The sequence below is a fragment of the Neobacillus sp. genome, assembly GCF_031988165.1.
GTDB lineage: Bacteria > Bacillota > Bacilli > Bacillales > Cytobacillaceae > Neobacillus > Neobacillus rhizosphaerae.
In genome coordinates this window covers 35,500-53,031 of sequence record NZ_DALZYO010000039.1, presented here as the reverse complement: position 1 = coordinate 53,031, position 17,532 = coordinate 35,500, and the positions used below count along the sequence as shown (strand labels likewise).

Genomic DNA, 17,532 nt, shown 5'->3' with positions numbered 1-17,532 from the left:
TTGTCAATGGAACAACAGCAAAAGTTGAAAATGGAACCTATTCCGCCAGAATTATTCTGGATGAAGGAATCAATCAAATCAAGGTTTTGGCCAAAGATAAGGCAGGAAACACGACGGAAAAATCGTTAAAAGTTGATGTGAAATACACGGCACCATTGATTAAAAATGTAAAACCTTCTGAAGATAAGGAAATGAAGAAGGGTGAAAGTGTAAAGATTGAGTTTACAAGTGAGCCTGGTTTGAAAGCATCATTCTTCACGAATGGAACAGAGCTTCCAATGATAGAGGTTTCACCAGGATATTATGTCGGATATTACACCGCTACGAAGGATAAGATAGCCGACGGTGCCATCATTGAGGTGAAGGCTGTGGATTCCTATGGCAATGAGTTAAGACAAACAGCTGACGGAAAATTGTATATTAATGTGAAGAAAAAGAAATAAAGGAAAGTTAGCATCATTTATATCAAAAGGAGCTCTCCACTTTTGAACTGTGCCCCCAATTATGGACAGTTTAAAAAAGCACCTATGCAGCTAGTAAGTGGCCCCGATACTGTACCGGTGCCATTTTATTTAAGTCCCATTGATAACGGTGATGGTTATATTCCAGAATTACTCGATCTACTTCTTTCGTAACATCTCCTAAATTATCAAATGATTTATACTCTGCTAAATCCTTAAAGAAAATGTTATTGAAAACTACATTATAATATGATACATTTAATGGAAATTAGAGGTGAGTTTTTATGCGTTCATTTAAGAAGACAATTATCTCGTTCTCACAACTACATCATCATATCAAGTAGCCTTGCTATTCGATTTATAAAAATCGCAAATAGGAAGGCTATTTATTATTAAACCGTATTTGATTAAGTTCAACACTTAAATCAAGTGCGGTTTTTTATTTTTATAAAAAAATTTGGAGGTAAAGAAAATGAAGAAAATGGATTATCAAAATGTAAAGGGTACACTAGATTACTTACCGTATGCTGAAGTAGTAAGAAGGGGCATTAGAAGAACATTAGAAGACGTTTTTATCCAATACGGATGTAAACCACTGGAAACACCTATATTAAATTACACAGAATTACTTGCTTCTAAATATGGTGGTGGTGCCGAAATATTAGAAGAAATGTACACATTAACTGATAGAGGTGAAAGAGATTTAGCTTTACGATATGACCTCACTATACCGTTTGCAAAAGTTATTGCATTGAACCCAACACTTAAGATGCCTTTTAAGAGATATGAAATTGGTAAAGTATTTAGAGATGGACCAATAAAAACGGGAAGGTTTCGAGAATTTACACAATGCGATGTTGATATTGTAGGTGTAGATTCACAAATAGCAGAAGCTGAATTAATGGTTATGGCATTGGATGCATTTAGCAAGCTTGATTTAAAGGTAACGATCCAATATAACAATCGAAAATTACTAACTGGAATGCTTGATGGATTTGGCACAGAATCTGAAAAAATCAATAAAGTAGTTTTAATTCTAGATAAACTTGAAAAAGTCGGTTTAGAAGCTGTAATTTCTGAGCTTAATGGTCAAGGATTATCAAATTCAACGATTATTTTAATTAAACAATTTTTGACTGATGAAAGGAATACAAGTTTCAGCTACTTTGAATCATTTTCCAAACAAAATGAACAGGTGAGGCAAGGTTTAAATGAATTAAAAGAGCTAGAATCCTATCTAGAATTTCTAAGTGTTAATAACCAATGTTTATTTAATCCATTCTTAGCAAGAGGTTTAGAGATATACACGGGTACTATTTATGAAATATTCTTATCTGACCAATCTATTAAATCAAGTATTGGGAGTGGCGGAAGATATGATAATGCAATTGGTGGGTTGATAGGTACAAACGAAAACTTTTCAACAGTAGGAATATCATTCGGCTTAGATGTAATTTATACTGCTATGAGTTCATCTGATAAAGAATTAAATGATAATCCTTATGTAGATTATTATATAATTCCATTAGGTACTCAAAAAGAAGCCTTATTGGTAGCAAATGATTTAAGAAAAGAAGGCTATAAAGTCGAATATGAAATGAGTAATAAAAAATTAGGAAAAGCTCTTGAGAAAGCAAATAAAGAAAAGGTTCGCAATGTTATTATTATTGGTGAAGATGAAGTCAAAAATAATCAGTTTAAAATTAAAGATATGTTTTCAGGTGATGAAAGAATTGAATCATATCAGTTTAGGTGACTTTGAACAAAATTCCTTTTTCAAGAAACGGGTACGTTAGCGTTCAATAAGAAATCACCCAAAAATTTTGTAATAATAGTAAAATGAATATAAAGATTTACTTTGTGGTAGTTATTGGCAGGTTAGTGAATTATTTGAATGTAATAATGAGGTGTTTGCTTGGATTGGTTTAATTTACGATTAATAGGTATTATTTTTAAAAAGCTAAAAATGCAATATAATGGGAATTAAGAGAATAAAAAGGATTGTTTTTATTAAATGCTATCTTAAATAAAGGCGGTGAAATTAATGCGAATTTTAGAATTTTTTTTTGTAAAAGGGGAACCAACCAAGAAGGATATGACTTTTAAAAATCTATTAATTTCTTATCTAATTTCTGTTGTCCTTTCAGTTTTAACTTTATCGTGTCTTCGTGCCAACGGTATTAATATTCGTAGCAACAGTATTCTTGGATGTGTTATTTCTATAGTGATATATATCTTGTGTTTCTATGCGATAAAAAGGTATAAAGCAAAAAAATAAAATAACATTGTGAAATATTACACTTAAGCTCTAACGGGGTGCGATAGTTGAAGATGACATTTTTTAGTAAACCAAAAGTTTGAAGGTGCGAACTTGGGATTATTTATATAATGTGAGAAAGGCTGTGAAGTTATTTGAGGGGTTATAAAGCAATGCTATTTGATTTAGATGATACCTTACTTGATAGGGATAAGGCAGTAGATAAATTGTTTTCAATTATTTTAGAGAAGTGTTATGAGGATGTTAAACAACATTCAGTAAAAAACGAAATGTTGCAGAAATTCAAGGAATATGATAAAAGAAGCTATGGCTACAGTGACAAAGTAAAAGTTTTGGAATCATTTTTTGATGAATTTCCACCAAAATATAGATTGCCACGCAATTACATTCAAGATTTTTGGAATAATAATTTTCCTCATTGTTTTTCTATAAACCAAAATACTATAAATATCATAAATACTATAAAGATGCATGTTAATGTTGCAATTATAACAAATGGCTCAACTCAGAGACAAAAGGCTAAAATAATTAACACCAATTTAAATAGTTGTTTTGATATAATAATTATTTCTGAAGAAGTGGGATTTAGTAAACCTGACAAACGTATATTTGAATTAGCATTAAATAAGCTTAATGTGCAACCGGAAGCAGCATTATTCGTTGGAGATGACATAGAAAAGGATATTGGTGGTTGTCAAAATGCAAATATAAAGGGCATATGGTTCAATCCTTATATGATCAAGAATGATACCGAAATAAAACCATATGCCGAGATCAATTCTTTTGATAGATTATTAAGTTATTTTACATAATAAACATAATCAGAAGACAACTTTTGTTGATATTTCCTAAACTGAAAGAATCCAGTTGGAAATAGCATTTATAACTTGTTTGTTTACACGTTGTGTAACCTTATACTCTTTGATTCCAGCAAAATTTTCACCTTCTGTATCAATTCGTGGAGCTTAACGAGGGACTGACCCCATTGGCCGAATGGCGCAAAATTAATAGCCAACCTCGACCGAAGCGACAACTATGTACATCAAATCATTTTTATCTCCTTTTTCCTCGAGGACAATCCCGCTGGTTGTCATCATACCACCATTCATTACTTCCAATATAACCTTCCCATATGGCAAGGCTTCTTTTACAGCCGTAATATCGAGTTTTTCTTTATCACAAGGAACGGCGAGTTTCACATTCACTCTCATATTATCTAAACTGTTTTCTGGTAGCACCGAACGAATACCTGGCATCGAATTAAAGTGAATGGCATTTTTTACTGCTCGAACTGCTACATGGGTAATATTTTGACCGTGAATATCAATCCCCATCCCGGTTTCAATAAAAATTTATTTTTCCATAATTGATTCATCTTCCATTCCTTTTGCATTTACCACTCTATTTTACTGTTTTTCATTAACTATTTTAAATACTAGTTCGTATTCTTAGAGGAATTATTCTATTTTTGAATTGTGGAACCATAAAAAAGTTTGGAGTATTTTACAAAAATATCTTGTACATAGATATTCTATGTAATAATATTTTATATATACAGAGAATTTCTATGTATCGAAAAGTAATTACTCTTATTCTCCTAAGTATTCAAATATTCTCAAAGCGTTCATGCCAATGCCTTTGAAAACATTCTGGAGCAATACACACCTAACTGTCATAAAGCTATTCGAGCCTTTTACGACAAGTACGGATATCCGCTCAGTAGGCATATCCAATCTAAATGGTCTGCCGATATTGTCTACCTCATAATGAAGCCATTAGAATGGTTGTTCCTCCTTGTGCTGTATTCAGTCGACCATAAACCGGAAAACCGGATACATATTCAGTATAGTGAGTTGAGAAAGTGATTAGGAATACGACAAGTTTTTAGCGAGAGACATGCTATAGAGTCAATCTTCCATTGAACTTATACTTAAACGTATGTGGGGGGACTGACCCCATTTTTTGGCCTGACTTAAGGATTTCAATTTTTCGATGTAACAAATGACATGCTGTTTTATTTTTCTAATATCTGTACAATAAAGGTATTCAACAAAATTATTTGACGAAAGAGGCTTACATATGAAAATTGATTTACCAAAAATTTCAGCTGAATTACCTACAAGGAATTTCCAGGATATTTTTTACGAAGAAGATCCAGAACTAGAAATGTGTCAGGTCATTGATTCTGTTTTTGAAAATGAAAAGGTTGGCAGAGTGCGATTATCGAATATGGTAATTAAGAATTGCCGGTTCAATCATACCGATTTTAAAGGTATTGACATAACAGATGTCTGGTTTGAAAACTGCGATCTATCCAATGCCAATTTGAGCAAGTCTTCGATCCACAGGGTTGTATTTAAAAACAGTAAATTAGTAGGTGTGGATTTTACTGAATCACGTTTTGGAAATGTACAATTTGAAGATTCTGTATTAAACTTGTCGGCATTCGGAAATTCAAAGCTAGAAAAAGTAATCTTTAAAGATTCTGCATTAAAAAGTACAGATTTTTATGACTGTAAACTGAAAAGCGTTGAATTTCAGGTTTGTAATCTTGATGGAGCAAACTTTGATCAAACATCACTAAAGGGCATCGATATTAGTTCTTCTACTTTCGATACACTGACGGTTTCGATCGATGATTTAAAAGGATGCAAAGTATCATCCTATCAAGCTATTCAATTTGCTACACTAATGGGTTTGATTATTAAAGATTAAGAAATGTTGGTGCCTGACACCCAGTATGAAGAGTTAGCTCAGCGGGTGTCAGGCACCGATAAAAGAGGGAGTATTAACAAAGTGAAAAAGATCATTCTAGGAATAACCGCCGCTATGATAATTTGCTTAGTCATCGGCTTAATCATTTACCAAAATTCAGCCGAAACTGCACCATTAAAGCTAGATCAGATGAACGAAGTGCAGGACAATCAAGCAGATCAAAAGGAACAAGCTCTACATGCTGAACACACCATTGATTATTCTCTTCAAAGTGATGAACTAAAAATTACATATGATAAAGGCAAAAGCTGGACGACCGTTCCTATTGAAAAAGATAAATTATTTGAAGGCGAGTATAGTGGGAATAAACAAGAACTTATTGAAAATAGCTATATCCTTTCAAAAAATCGTTCTGACTTTTTATACTCAGATGGCCCCGGCTGGTCCGACAAAAATATCATCTTGACGTATTCCCTTGACCAGGGTAAGCATTGGCAGGATGTCGTAGTTACTGATCATTATCCATCACTTCGGTTCCGAAAAGTAAATTTTTTAAATGAGAATTTTGGCTATGTCATTCTTTCCGGAGATCGGACTATGTCACAGGAAATGTCAAATGTTTATGTAACCCATGATGGTGGCAAGTCTTGGAGTGAGACGAATTCATCGAATGTGACAAGGTTAATTTCAGACGGAGACTTTGTGGATGAACATACAGGTTTTTTATCATATGGATTTATTAATCCAGAAGAACCTGACCTTTATGTGACGCAAGATGGTGGGGATTCCTGGATGAAAGCAACGATTACTATTCCCGTTCAATATCATAAGATATTTGTTACGGCTGAACTGCCCTTTAAAGAAGAGGATCATTTAGCCGTCTTCATCAATCAAGGGCCTAACGGCGATTATGAAGGCGGAAAAGTAAAAGGGAAGTTTCTTTCGAATGATAACGGGAAAACATGGGAGTTTTCCATGGAGGTAAAACCAAATGAACAAGGATCAAATTAGAAAAATATGCGGTTGGGTACTCTTCTTTTTATCAATAGGCTTTTTCTGTTTGCAAATGGGATATCTGTTCTTACACTCAAGATTTCAAATTGAATATAGCGATAATCGGCTATTTTATGTCGTCAATATCGTTTCTGTACTCTGTTTAGGACTGGCAGTCTATTTTCTGCTTGCATTTGCAAAAAAGCCGAAAATGATTGGAGCAGGGGTGTTGGTTCTTTTTATCATTATTAATGTGAGCCTGCTTTTAAATAGCAATCATCAAATTAAAAATATAGTAAGCATTTCTCCTGATTTCAAACATGTCATGTCAATCAAAGAAAATACAGATACTGGAGAAGCCATATTTAATCGAACTTATTATGGGATTCTGGCACTCCCTAAGGAAAGATTACCTTATGCAACGACGAAAGAAATTAAGGTAAAATGGATAGCAAATGATGTTGCGGCGGTTACATATAAAGCAAAAGATCATTCCATCCACCAATACATTGGCACCTATGGTGATCGGGGAGGCGGAGGGTATTATTATGTGGGCCCATCCATTTACGGTCACTGGCAGGGCAACAATGCAGAGGTTATTAGTAATAAAGAGGGAATATCTGTTTTCACTAATGGGAAAATAGAAAAATTCGATTGGGATCATATCGTTCAGTTCGGAACGCTTGCAGTTGTTCTAATGGCCAATGATCAGGCTGTTTGGACGATATCATTAAATGAAAATTTTGAGGTCCATTCCGCAGCAGATGTCCCGCCAACAGGTGACATTAGTCTATATAAAGCATCAATAGAGAAAAATGAGCCAATTATATTGTATTATAAATCTTCAAATCTCTAATTTTTAGGGACAGTCCCGCGGAAACGAAAGGTTAAACGTCCGAGTGGGACTGACCATTTTTTCCTTGTAACCTAAAGAAAATATTTTTTTATGTTTTTGCACGATCTTAGTCCAGCATTACTGAAAACATATAGCGAGCTGAAAATAAAGGGATAAGATGAATTAGCTGCAATGCTGATAAAAAAATGAAGGAAAGGAATGATTGACGATTCTTATAACGGTCTTATTTACAGTACTGTTTATCATTGGAAACTACTATTTAATTCGAAATCTAGTAAATTTGAAAATGGCTGCTGATGCCTCAAAGGCTGCACTTTATCCTATAACTGAAAGTGAGTTTGATGGCATTATCATTCCAAATGAATGGAAACAGATGGAGCCAATAACCAAAAAAACAAAGTCCTACCGATATGTTAAATGGGGCACTATTGCATCCCTTGGTTTACTGACAATCCTTTTAGTGATGGTCCTAACTACTGATTGGTTCGGATCGTCTTATTTCAGTTTGGCATATTTGTTTTTCATCATTATGAAATCAGTTCGCCATCGCGGCAATCTCTTTATTTTACCTAAAGGGATCATTCTTAATGGGAAATTGGTTTCTTACAATCAAATTAAACATTATGAGACAGAACAAATCGTTCGCTGGCATGCTTTGTATGGTCTTGATGAAAAAGTGAACAATGCCTTTAAGTTGACATTTAGACTGAAAAGGACGATTTTCGATCCTCCATTCATAGTTGTAAAGAATGTGGAACAGTTTGAACATATTAATGGATTGCTTCACCAGAAAGGGGTTAAATTTAAACAAAACTCGCCAAATCGAGGTGCCTGACCCTTTAGTCATCAAGTTAAGTCCAATTTTCGCAAAAAAGACCTTTTCTTTCTTTGAAACTAATAGAAAGGTAGGTCTTTTTATATGGAATCGAACATTTTTATTTTTCTAAAATAATGTTATGGTAATATCTACATTTTCTTGCGCTTTTATTATAATCCTTGTTTTTCTTTAAAATAACAGTAAAAATCTGTCATTTCAAAATTGTCAAAATAGGTTGAATTTCTTTCGTTAGAATAGTATTATTAATCACGGAAAAGTTCAATTAAGGATGGTACATTTCTACTATCAGAAATTTTACGTCAGGGTGGGGCAGATTATATGCAAAATAAATTACCTTTTTCAAGGTATTTCATTATAGGAGTTATGTTGTTTGCTTTATTTTTTGGTGCAGGAAACTTAATTTTTCCAGCAGGACTTGGGCAAAATGCAGGATCAAACATTTGGATGGCGATTGGAGGATTCTTGATAACTGGAATCGGACTGCCATTCCTTGGGATTTTGGCAATGGGTTTTTCCGGAAGTAAGAACTTACAAGAGCTTGCAGGTCGGATTCATCCTCTCTATGGGGTGATTTTTACCTCATTGCTTTATTTAACGATTGGACCATTTTTTGCAGCACCTAGAACAGGAGCCGTTGCCTATGATATCGGGATTGCACCGTTTGTTGGTGATGGCATTGGACAAGTTGGATTAATTCTTTTCACATGTGTTTTCTTTATCGTCACATTGTGGTTTTCTTTAAATCCAGCAAAGATCGTTGACAATGTAGGAAAAATACTATCTCCTGGAATTATCATTCTAATTCTTGTTTTATTAGTCATGGTAATTGTAAAACCACTCGGATCAATTGGAGCACCACAAGAGTCTTATGCAAACGGTGCGTTCATGAAGGGCTTACTTGAAGGCTATAATACGATGGACGCACTTGCGTCACTTGTATTTGGGATTATTGTCATCAATGCGATTCGTTCGATGGGTGTAACGTCTACTCGCGGAATCCTTTCGGCATCGGCTAAATCCGGAATTGTCGCAATTATTTTTCTAGGTATCATCTATGTAGGTATTGCCTATTTAGGGGCAACGAGCACAGAAGCTTTCGGTCTGTTTGATACAGGGGGACAAGTCCTCGGAAAAGCAGCATCTTATTATTTTGGATCGTTAGGAACAGTTATGTTATCGATTATTATCATCCTTGCCTGTTTGACGACGAGTATCGGATTGATGACGGCCTGCGGAGAATACTTCCATACTCTATTTCCTAAATTAAGTTACAAAATGTGGGTTGTTTTCTTTTCACTTGTATCCTTCGTTGTTGCGAACTTTGGATTATCGAACATCATTCATTTCTCGATTCCAGTGTTAATGTTGTTATATCCATTGGCGGTCGCATTAATGCTGCTGACATTTTTATCAAAGCTATTTAAACATTCACGGATCGTATACGCAGCAGCCACCACCGTTACATTTATGATCAGTTTGATCGATAGCTTAAAGACATTCTGCCAGCTACTTGAAATTGAATATTTTGGGTGGTTAAAATCGATTATTTCATTTTATGAAAAAACATTGCCACTTTATAATGAAGGGCTTGGATGGCTGCTTCCAGTATTCCTTGCCATTTTGATTACGGGAGTGATTGTTCGAGTGCAGAATTTTACTGCCCTTCGACAAAAGAACAAAACAGAAGGGACCATTTAACATCTCCACAATGGTGGGGATGTTTTTTCAATTACAATTCAAGTATATTATAAAAATGTTATGTAAACTAATCATTCATTAACACATGCTTTTCAGCGTATGTCCCTGAAGATATAGCCAAACCGATCAAAGAAATTGTCAAAAAAAATATCTAGATTTCTGATGGTAGTAAATTTGTAAACATAGCAAGAAACAAACCTATTCTTTTATGGATAGGTTTGTTTCCTGTCAAACAGTTGAATTAAGTCTACAATTCTAATATTCCTGTACCAATCCTACAAGCATATGAGCCAGCTCGTGTCTTTTCCGCGAAGGGGACTGGCTTTCATGGATCCGTAGCCATCAAGCTTTTTAAAGAATGAAATAGATAAAGAATAGAGCAGCCAAAACGACTCGGTAATAGGCAAAAACGGTTAGACCGATTTTGCCTATTATTTTTAGGAATCCGACTGCTACCAACATGGCAACGACAAATGCGGTGATAAAACCAATAGCGAACAACGGTATGTCACTTGTATGTAAAAAGTCCAAACTCTTAATTAAATCTAGGCCAGTTGCACCCACCATAATAGGAAGTGCAATTAGAAAGGAAAATTCGGCCGCAGTTTTATGATTTGCTCCAGCGAGTAGGCCACCTGATATGGTAGATCCTGAACGAGAAAAACCTGGGATTACTGCTAAGCATTGATATAGTCCAATGATGAATGCTTGTTTGTAACTCAATTCATCAACGGTGGTAGAAGTGAATGTTCCATGCTTTTTTTCTGCAAAAATCATCAAAATGGCTCCCGCAACAAGACTGATAACGACAACCTTGGGAGAAAAAAGTTGAGTTTTTATGAAGTCATGCAACAATAACCCTGCTAATGCGGCAGGTATGACTCCTAAAATGATGTGTATGGCATCTAACTTTTTTACCGGTTTTCCAATCGTGCTGAAATTTAAAAGTGAGAGGTATCTTTTCCAATATAAAACTAAAATAGCAAGCATGGAACCAAGTTGTATGATGACCTCAAAAGTATTTGCCTTTTGTCCTGTAAACCCTAACAAGTTCCCCACTAAAATCAAGTGACCTGTAGATGATACAGGCAAGAATTCTGTTAATCCTTCTACGATTCCTAAAATAAAGGCGATGATATTTTCGTTCATGTTTTTCCTTCTTCCTATTCTTGTTTTCTTGTTTTCAATAAATAAGATAATGATACTTTTCATAAGAGAACACAAAATATTCGATTCTCTGTATAAGGAAGTATAGTATCAATAGTTTTTTTATTTCAAGTTACTAAAAAATAATTTACACAAAATTAACATTCCCATTCAATACCACTATTATCTCCAGTATAAGTATTTACCTGTATGAACAACGGTTTTTATTAAAATTTCATAATTGCCTTAGCTTATTTTGAGAACTGCCTAAAGTTTGAGGTCTATGTTTCATTAATGGACAAATTTCGCGGGACAAACGTTCTATAATGAGAACCATATAAAAATAACCATGGTGGACCACTATTAAGCACTAATGAGACTTGATGCAATACTGCATCAAATTTGATGCAAGATGCCATCATTTTCGAAATGGCCAATTAATGAATGCTTGTTTTTAGCGTTTACAAAGTTGGCACGAATCTTGCTTGGTATTTAAGTATGTGTGTTAAGAACATGCAAATATGGTTGAAAAAGGGAGGTTTAGACCTTGAAGGAAGTTATTGTATTAGGTGCTGCCGGAACGATTGGAAATGTTATTGTAAGAGATCTAGTTGAAAGTGGGGTGGAAGTAATTGGAGCCGATATGGATATGAACCGACTCCAACAACTAAAAAATGAGATAAATGCAAAAAATTTAGATGTTTATCCTTTAGATATTAGAGATTATAAGAAAACGACTGATCTATTAAAAAAAGCTAAGGTTTGCGTGAATGCCACCAATTATATGTTTAACATTGATGTAATGATAATGGCGGCTGCTGCAAAAGTAGATGTCCTTGATTTAGGTGGACTATATAACTTAACGAAAGAACAACTTAAATATGATGCAGTTATGAAGGAGGCAGGAGTTCTTTCCATTCCAGGTATGGGGTCTGACCCGGGTATTTCCAATATTTTAAGTCGATATGGAGTTGAACAATTAGATACTGCGGAGGAAATCCATATTCGTTATGGGTCCACAACTACAGGAGCCACATTCCCCTTTGCAATTGATACGATCATAGACGAGGCTACCAAAAATGCTATGGTTGTGAAAAATGGCCAATTATATGAAATATCTCCTTTGAGTGACGAAGAAGATACAATATTTAATGAAAAACTTGGTGTTCAAAGAACATATTCAATTCTTCATTCTGAGTTAGCTACTTTACCTCTAAGTTTTCCACAAGTAAAAGAAATAACCTATAAAGATACATGGGATCCTTCAACAATTGAAAAGATCAAAATGCTAGAACAATTTGGGCTACTCAATAATGATCGTAGTAATAACTCTCTCTCTGCTAGACAAAAGTTAGTGACCTTGCTTAAAGAAACGATTTCTGAAAATCCTCAGTGGGGAACAGATGAACTAATGGTTGAAGTAAAAGGAATGAAGGCAGGAAAAAAAGCTTCAATTAAATTGGAATTATTATGTGGCTGGCAAGAAAAGTGGAATATTAATGCATTAGCTTATGTTACCAGTATGCCGGCATCAGTGGTAGCTCAAATGTTATTAAATAAAGAAATCGAAGGAACAGGTGTAAAACCGCCTGAACAATGTATTGACCCATCGAAGTTTATTTCCTACTTAACTCAAAAGAATATCACTTTACTCTCCACTTATTGTGAAACAGAACAAATTCAAAAAAATCCACAAAAGATACTATCTAATATCTAAAAAAATAGTAGTTTCATAGTGAGATAGAACCTTCATTACCTCGTTATTCAGCAAAATACTTATATTAAATCTGGTAAAGGCATCCATTAAATTTCATATAAAAATAAAAATTTAAAAAGGAGTTGTTCATATGCAAACAAAAACGGCAGTATTAAGAAATTTTATTTATGGGGAATGGTCAGAGTCAGCTAGTACGAACGTACGTGAGATCGTTTCTCCTGTTACGGGTGAAATCATTTACCGAACTCCAGATTCCACTGAAGAAGAAATTGATGCTGCGGTTGCAGCAGCTCGAAAGGCTCAAGTCCCTTGGGAAGCTGCTACAGCTTGGGAACGTGGTCGCGTTTGTTATGCAATCGCTGATGCAATTGATCGGAATAAAGAAAAATTAAGCCGTGCACTTACTCTTGAACAAGGGAAGCCATATGAAGTTGAATCACTGCCAGATATTGAAGAATCAGCAGAACTATTTAGAATTGCCGCAGAAGATGCTAAACGGATGGAAACAGCCATTATCCCCTCTCAAGATAAAAATAAACGAATTTTTACCTTCCGCAAAGCAAATGGTGTTTATGGAATTATTATTCCGTGGAACTTCCCAACTCTTATGCTAGCAGAGTTTGTAGCTCCAGCTATTGCAGCAGGAAATACAATCGTTCTTAAACCTTCAGAGTATACTCCAGGAATTATTAGTCTCTTTACAGAAATTATGCATGAAGCTGACATCCCGCCAGGAGTGTTTAACTTAGTCTATGGCGACGGGAAGGTAGGACAACAACTTATTGAACATCCAGGCGTTGATGCACTAGGATTTATTGGCTCTCATACTACTGCTGAAAAAATAGTCCGTGCAGCTGGATTAAAACCATCAATTATTGAAGCAAGTGGTAATGGTCCAACTATTGTTTGCGAAGATGCTGATCTTGATGCTGCAGCTAAAGGAGCTGTTCACGGAGGATTCTTTAATGCAGGGCAAGTGTGTTGTGCTACAGCACGAGTTCTTGTTCATGAAAATGTTCACGATGCTTTCGTAGAACGTGTAGTTGAAGAAGCAAAAAAATGGTCGTTAGGAGATCCATTTGATATTTCAACTAAAGTTGGACCAATGAACAATGAAGCAGTAGCTTCAAAAATGGAATCACATATTCAAGATGCACTTGAAAAAGGTGCAGACGTTCTTTTAGGAGGTAGGAGAGCAACAAATTATCCAACCAATCTTTATTTCCAACCTACTGTTATAGATAATGTTGGATTAGATACTTTAATTAATAAGCACGAGACTTTCGGACCAATTGTACCAATCATAACTGTTAAGAGTGATGAAGAGGCTATTGAAATTGGTAATGATTCAGATTTAGGATTACAGTCTGCTGTTTATACAAAAAGCTCTGCTCGTGCTTTCAAATACATGAATAGCTTACAAACTGGTAATACAATTATCAATGAACATGGAGGTTATTGGGAACCTCATGTACCATTTGGTGGCGCAGCTGGAACTAGAACAGGGTGGGGACGTATTGGTGGCAGATATACAATGTTAGATATGACATATCTTCGCACTGTTACTTGGGACTTCTCTTCTTAATCTTAAGCATCTGATGATGAAAATATGGTTGCGGACACCTGTTTCGCAACCTTATATGTAAATCACTTCCTAAGTTGAGTAAAATAGCTAACAAATTTCACATTGTTTTTTTCGGGAGTGAAATGTATGGATAATGGAAAATATCATATACGAAATGCTGTTTATATTCCATGGTCAACTACCATTGAGACAATTCTTCTCAAGGCATTAGAATTAGATTGTCAATGGTTCATTTTGCAAGAAAATGAAAAGACCATTGGATATATAAACAGATCCACTTTATATAAAAAAGTGAAAGATATCGGTTTCGAAAAGGCTTTATCATTACCTTTGGAAGAGCTTATGATGAAACCCTTACTTAATAATGACGGAGAAATAAGTTCATCAGAAAAGACTATGAACGCATCTATATTAAAAAGGGAATTTGAAAAAATAGAAAGTGTAATCGATTGGAATATTGGTGAACGAATAAGTAATCATATTGCTTCAGATAAATGGATACTTAAAGAATTAGAGACTATCTTTTATAATTTTTTCCACAATATACTCATTACTGACGGATATGGAAATATCACATTTGCTACGGCTGAAGATGACCAGCCATATTTGGGGAAAAATGTTTTTGATTTAGAAAGACAAAAAGAATTCTATCCTTCTGTTACTGCGAAAGTACTTAGTACAGGAAAAAGAGAACAAGGATTACAATATACAAAATCAGGAGAAGTTTTTGAAATTGAATCGGTTCCGATTAAGGATAATAACGGAAGAATTGTTCGTGTTATATCTATTACCAAAGATTCATCAGAGGTTACTGAGTTAACAGAAAAACTAAATGAAGTTAAAAACCTATTAACTAGTTATCAGCAAGAAGTGATAAGCATCCACCAAGAACATTCGAATAAAAAACCCTTTATTTACGCCAGTAAGGAAATGGAAAATTTAAATAACCTAATTAAATCTGTTGCATCCTTTGATACAACGGTTCTTATTTTAGGCGAAACTGGTGTTGGTAAAGAAGTAGTTGCCCATACCATTCATAGATTAAGTAATAGATATGACAAACCATTTATTGCAGTAAACTGTGGAGCTATACCCGAGAACTTGATGGAATCTGAACTATTTGGTTATGAGGAAGGTTCATTTTCTGGCGCTAGAAAGGGCGGAAAAACAGGAGTTTTCGAATTAGCTAACAATGGTACGGTATTTTTAGATGAAATTGCTGAGATGCCCTTGCACCTTCAAGTCAAACTTCTAAGGGTTTTACAAGAAAAAAAGGTAAAAAGAATAGGTGGATTACAAGAAAAACCTATAGATATGCGTATTATAGCAGCTACAAACCAAGACCTGGCAAAAAAAGTAAAAGAAAAGACCTTTCGAGAAGATCTATATTATCGACTTAATGTCGTTCCCATTAATATTCCCCCACTTAGAGAAAGAAAAGAAGACATAGAGGCTTTGACATTTTATTATCTTCCATTTTTCAACCAAAAATACAATAAGAATATTGAAATGAATGAGCTAATGTTAGAAAGATTAAAAAAGTATTCGTGGCCAGGTAATGTTCGTGAACTTCAAAATATAATGGAAAGATTGGCTATTACGGGTCAAGATGTTTCCTTTACTGTTAATCAACCATTGTCACTGTTAGCAAATGAGGTGGAAATGAGTGCAAATAGGAAGTTTCCACAATTATTTGATTTTCTTGAGAAAGCTGAACAGCAAATATTAGTAGAGGCAAAAACAAAAGCGAAAAATACGCGGGACATGGCTAATCTTTTGGGTGTTAATCAATCGACTATTGTTAGGAAATTAAAAAAGTATAATTTATAAGTTATTTGATACAATGATTCAACTATTTAACTAGAATTATCGGAATATTGATTATTTTCTAATTATATTTCTGATGTCTATCCTACTGATATTCGTTTTCAATAATTTAGGAGGTGCTTAACTATGGAGAATAGGAAAGTAAAAGGTCCATGGACAATGCTTTGGTTATCCTATTTAGCGTTAATAGGATGTTTTCTTCCTTATATTGGATACTCAACAAAAATAACTCAAATAATGGAGGACACATCCATTAGTTACGCTCAAACCGGGATGTTGGCTTCAGTTACTGCTTTAGTTGGAGGTCTGACTTTACCTTTTGTTGGAGTATTGGTAGATAAGTGGGGAGCTAGAAATATTATTTTGTGGGGATTATTGATTAGTGCTGTAGGGCAAATTCTTTTTGCCTATATGCCTAGTTATTCAACACTAGTTTTTTCTAGGGCTCTTATTGGTCTTGGAGTAGGCTTATTGTTTGTAGGACCTTACACGATGGCAGCCCAATGGTTTGAAAAGTCAAATGGTGTTGGTTCAGCCATGGGGGTAATGTTTACATCCGATGGGATCGGCACCGTTTTTTCTCTTTACTTATTTTCTTATATTCTTATAGCCATGGGATGGAGAAATGGATCGGCTATCGAAGGAATATTCTTAGTTGCCATTTTCATTATTTCCTTCTTCTTCTTAAAGAATCCTCCTCACATTACTGATCGTCAAAATACAGCGAAAGAATCAGGAGAAAAATTTAATTTGAAAGACTATCTCAAAGTTATTGGAGATAGAAATGTCATCGTGGCGTCAGCCTTTTTCATTGGTGAATGGGGCTTATATGCAGTTATTGCCTATTGGGTACCTACTATTCTTATAGAAGATGCTGGTTGGTCTGAAGGACTTGCGGGATTTTTAACATCTCTATATGTCTTGGTTGGTATAGTTCCTTCCATAATTCTTGGATTAGTATCAGATAAGATGGGAAAAAGAAAGCCATTTATCATCCTTGCAGGCTTATGGATGACTCTTACTCTAATCATTCTCACAATAGCTGTAGCCAATGGTAACTATGGTCTTGTGGCATTTATGATGCCACTAGTCGGTATTGGTGTTTATTCTGGAATGCCAGTTGCATTAGCTTCAGCAGTGGAATCTGTAGGAACTAAGTCTGTTGCAACCGCAAATGGATTTATTTTAGGAATTGGATTTTTGGTAGGAGGCTTTCTATATCCATATATAATGGGCTATATCAAAGACGCAACAGGTGCTTACACAATAGGATTTTTTGGTATTATAGTCGCTACCTTTGTCCTAAATTTCGTTGCTGCATTTTTAAGTAAGGATCCGAAAAAAGGCGAAAGTCTGAAAACAACGGATGATGTAGTAATCCAAAGTTAACTATAAAAATTTACAAAAAGATTGTTCGG

The 17,532-nt window shown here is 34.8% G+C and carries 13 protein-coding genes and 2 pseudogenes; 13 read left to right on the top strand and 2 right to left on the bottom strand.

Translation table 11 applies throughout. From position 1 onward, the window contains the following. The 3 genes and pseudogenes from RTR43_RS20455 to RTR43_RS20440 form a co-directional block, all read left to right on the top strand. Positions 1 to 443, top strand: a pseudogene (locus RTR43_RS20455) (peptidase S8); the annotation flags it as partial. 490 nt (positions 444 to 933) lie between these two features. After that, positions 934 to 2,217: a histidine--tRNA ligase gene (locus tag RTR43_RS20445; protein WP_312474524.1), complete on the top strand. Its 1,284-nt coding sequence runs from the start codon at positions 934 to 936 to the stop codon at positions 2,215 to 2,217. 674 nt (positions 2,218 to 2,891) lie between these two features. Then, positions 2,892 to 3,551 carry an HAD family hydrolase gene (locus tag RTR43_RS20440; RefSeq protein ID WP_312474522.1) on the top strand — a complete coding sequence of 220 codons (660 nt, stop codon included), beginning with the start codon at positions 2,892 to 2,894 and terminating at the stop codon, positions 3,549 to 3,551. Between the two features lie 192 nt (positions 3,552 to 3,743). On the opposite strand, the gene RTR43_RS20435 is transcribed toward RTR43_RS20440, so the two are convergent. Beyond that, a complete protein-coding gene (locus RTR43_RS20435; RefSeq protein WP_312474532.1) occupies positions 3,744 to 4,091 on the bottom strand; it encodes a Lin0512 family protein in 348 nt (115 codons plus the stop codon). Between the two features lie 264 nt (positions 4,092 to 4,355). Here RTR43_RS20435 and RTR43_RS20430 point away from each other — a divergent pair. From RTR43_RS20430 to brnQ, 6 genes and pseudogenes are all read left to right on the top strand, one after another. Then, positions 4,356 to 4,604 (top strand): annotated as a pseudogene (locus RTR43_RS20430) (DUF6688 family protein); the annotation flags it as partial. A gap of 214 nt (positions 4,605 to 4,818) precedes the next feature. Beyond that, positions 4,819 to 5,454 carry a pentapeptide repeat-containing protein gene (locus tag RTR43_RS20425; protein WP_312474519.1) on the top strand — a complete coding sequence of 212 codons (636 nt, stop codon included), beginning with the start codon at positions 4,819 to 4,821 and terminating at the stop codon, positions 5,452 to 5,454. A gap of 81 nt (positions 5,455 to 5,535) precedes the next feature. Further along, the gene (locus RTR43_RS20420; protein ID WP_312474517.1) at positions 5,536 to 6,465 is read left to right on the top strand and encodes a WD40/YVTN/BNR-like repeat-containing protein; all 930 of its coding nucleotides are present in this window, start codon (positions 5,536 to 5,538) and stop codon (positions 6,463 to 6,465) included. Beyond that, positions 6,446 to 7,303 (top strand): hypothetical protein, encoded by an 858-nt coding sequence (locus tag RTR43_RS20415; protein ID WP_312474516.1) that lies wholly within the window; start codon positions 6,446 to 6,448, stop codon positions 7,301 to 7,303. The genes RTR43_RS20420 and RTR43_RS20415 overlap by 20 nt, the downstream gene beginning before the upstream one ends. Before the next feature lie 202 nt (positions 7,304 to 7,505). Continuing rightward, positions 7,506 to 8,138: a hypothetical protein gene (locus RTR43_RS20410; RefSeq protein ID WP_312474515.1), complete on the top strand. Its 633-nt coding sequence runs from the start codon at positions 7,506 to 7,508 to the stop codon at positions 8,136 to 8,138. A 321-nt stretch (positions 8,139 to 8,459) separates the two neighbouring features. After that, positions 8,460 to 9,839, top strand: coding sequence for a branched-chain amino acid transport system II carrier protein (gene brnQ, locus RTR43_RS20405; protein WP_312474514.1), 1,380 nt, complete (start codon positions 8,460 to 8,462; stop codon positions 9,837 to 9,839). A gap of 351 nt (positions 9,840 to 10,190) precedes the next feature. Here brnQ and bacA read toward each other — a convergent pair whose 3' ends face one another. Beyond that, positions 10,191 to 10,988, bottom strand: coding sequence for an undecaprenyl-diphosphate phosphatase (bacA, locus tag RTR43_RS20400; protein ID WP_312474513.1), 798 nt, complete (start codon positions 10,986 to 10,988; stop codon positions 10,191 to 10,193). Positions 10,989 to 11,532: 544 nt separating this feature from the next. Between bacA and RTR43_RS20395 the strand changes: the two genes are divergently transcribed. From RTR43_RS20395 to RTR43_RS20380, 4 genes are all read left to right on the top strand, one after another. Then, positions 11,533 to 12,702 carry a saccharopine dehydrogenase family protein gene (locus tag RTR43_RS20395; protein WP_312474512.1) on the top strand — a complete coding sequence of 390 codons (1,170 nt, stop codon included), beginning with the start codon at positions 11,533 to 11,535 and terminating at the stop codon, positions 12,700 to 12,702. A gap of 130 nt (positions 12,703 to 12,832) precedes the next feature. Beyond that, entirely contained in the window at positions 12,833 to 14,287 is a 1,455-nt protein-coding gene (locus RTR43_RS20390) for an aldehyde dehydrogenase family protein (RefSeq protein WP_312474511.1), read from the top strand. Positions 14,288 to 14,413: 126 nt separating this feature from the next. Then, entirely contained in the window at positions 14,414 to 16,117 is a 1,704-nt protein-coding gene (locus RTR43_RS20385) for a sigma-54 interaction domain-containing protein (RefSeq protein WP_312474510.1), read from the top strand. Between the two features lie 123 nt (positions 16,118 to 16,240). Then, positions 16,241 to 17,503 carry an MFS transporter gene (locus tag RTR43_RS20380; RefSeq protein ID WP_312474509.1) on the top strand — a complete coding sequence of 421 codons (1,263 nt, stop codon included), beginning with the start codon at positions 16,241 to 16,243 and terminating at the stop codon, positions 17,501 to 17,503. The last annotated feature ends 29 nt before the right edge of the window (positions 17,504 to 17,532 follow it).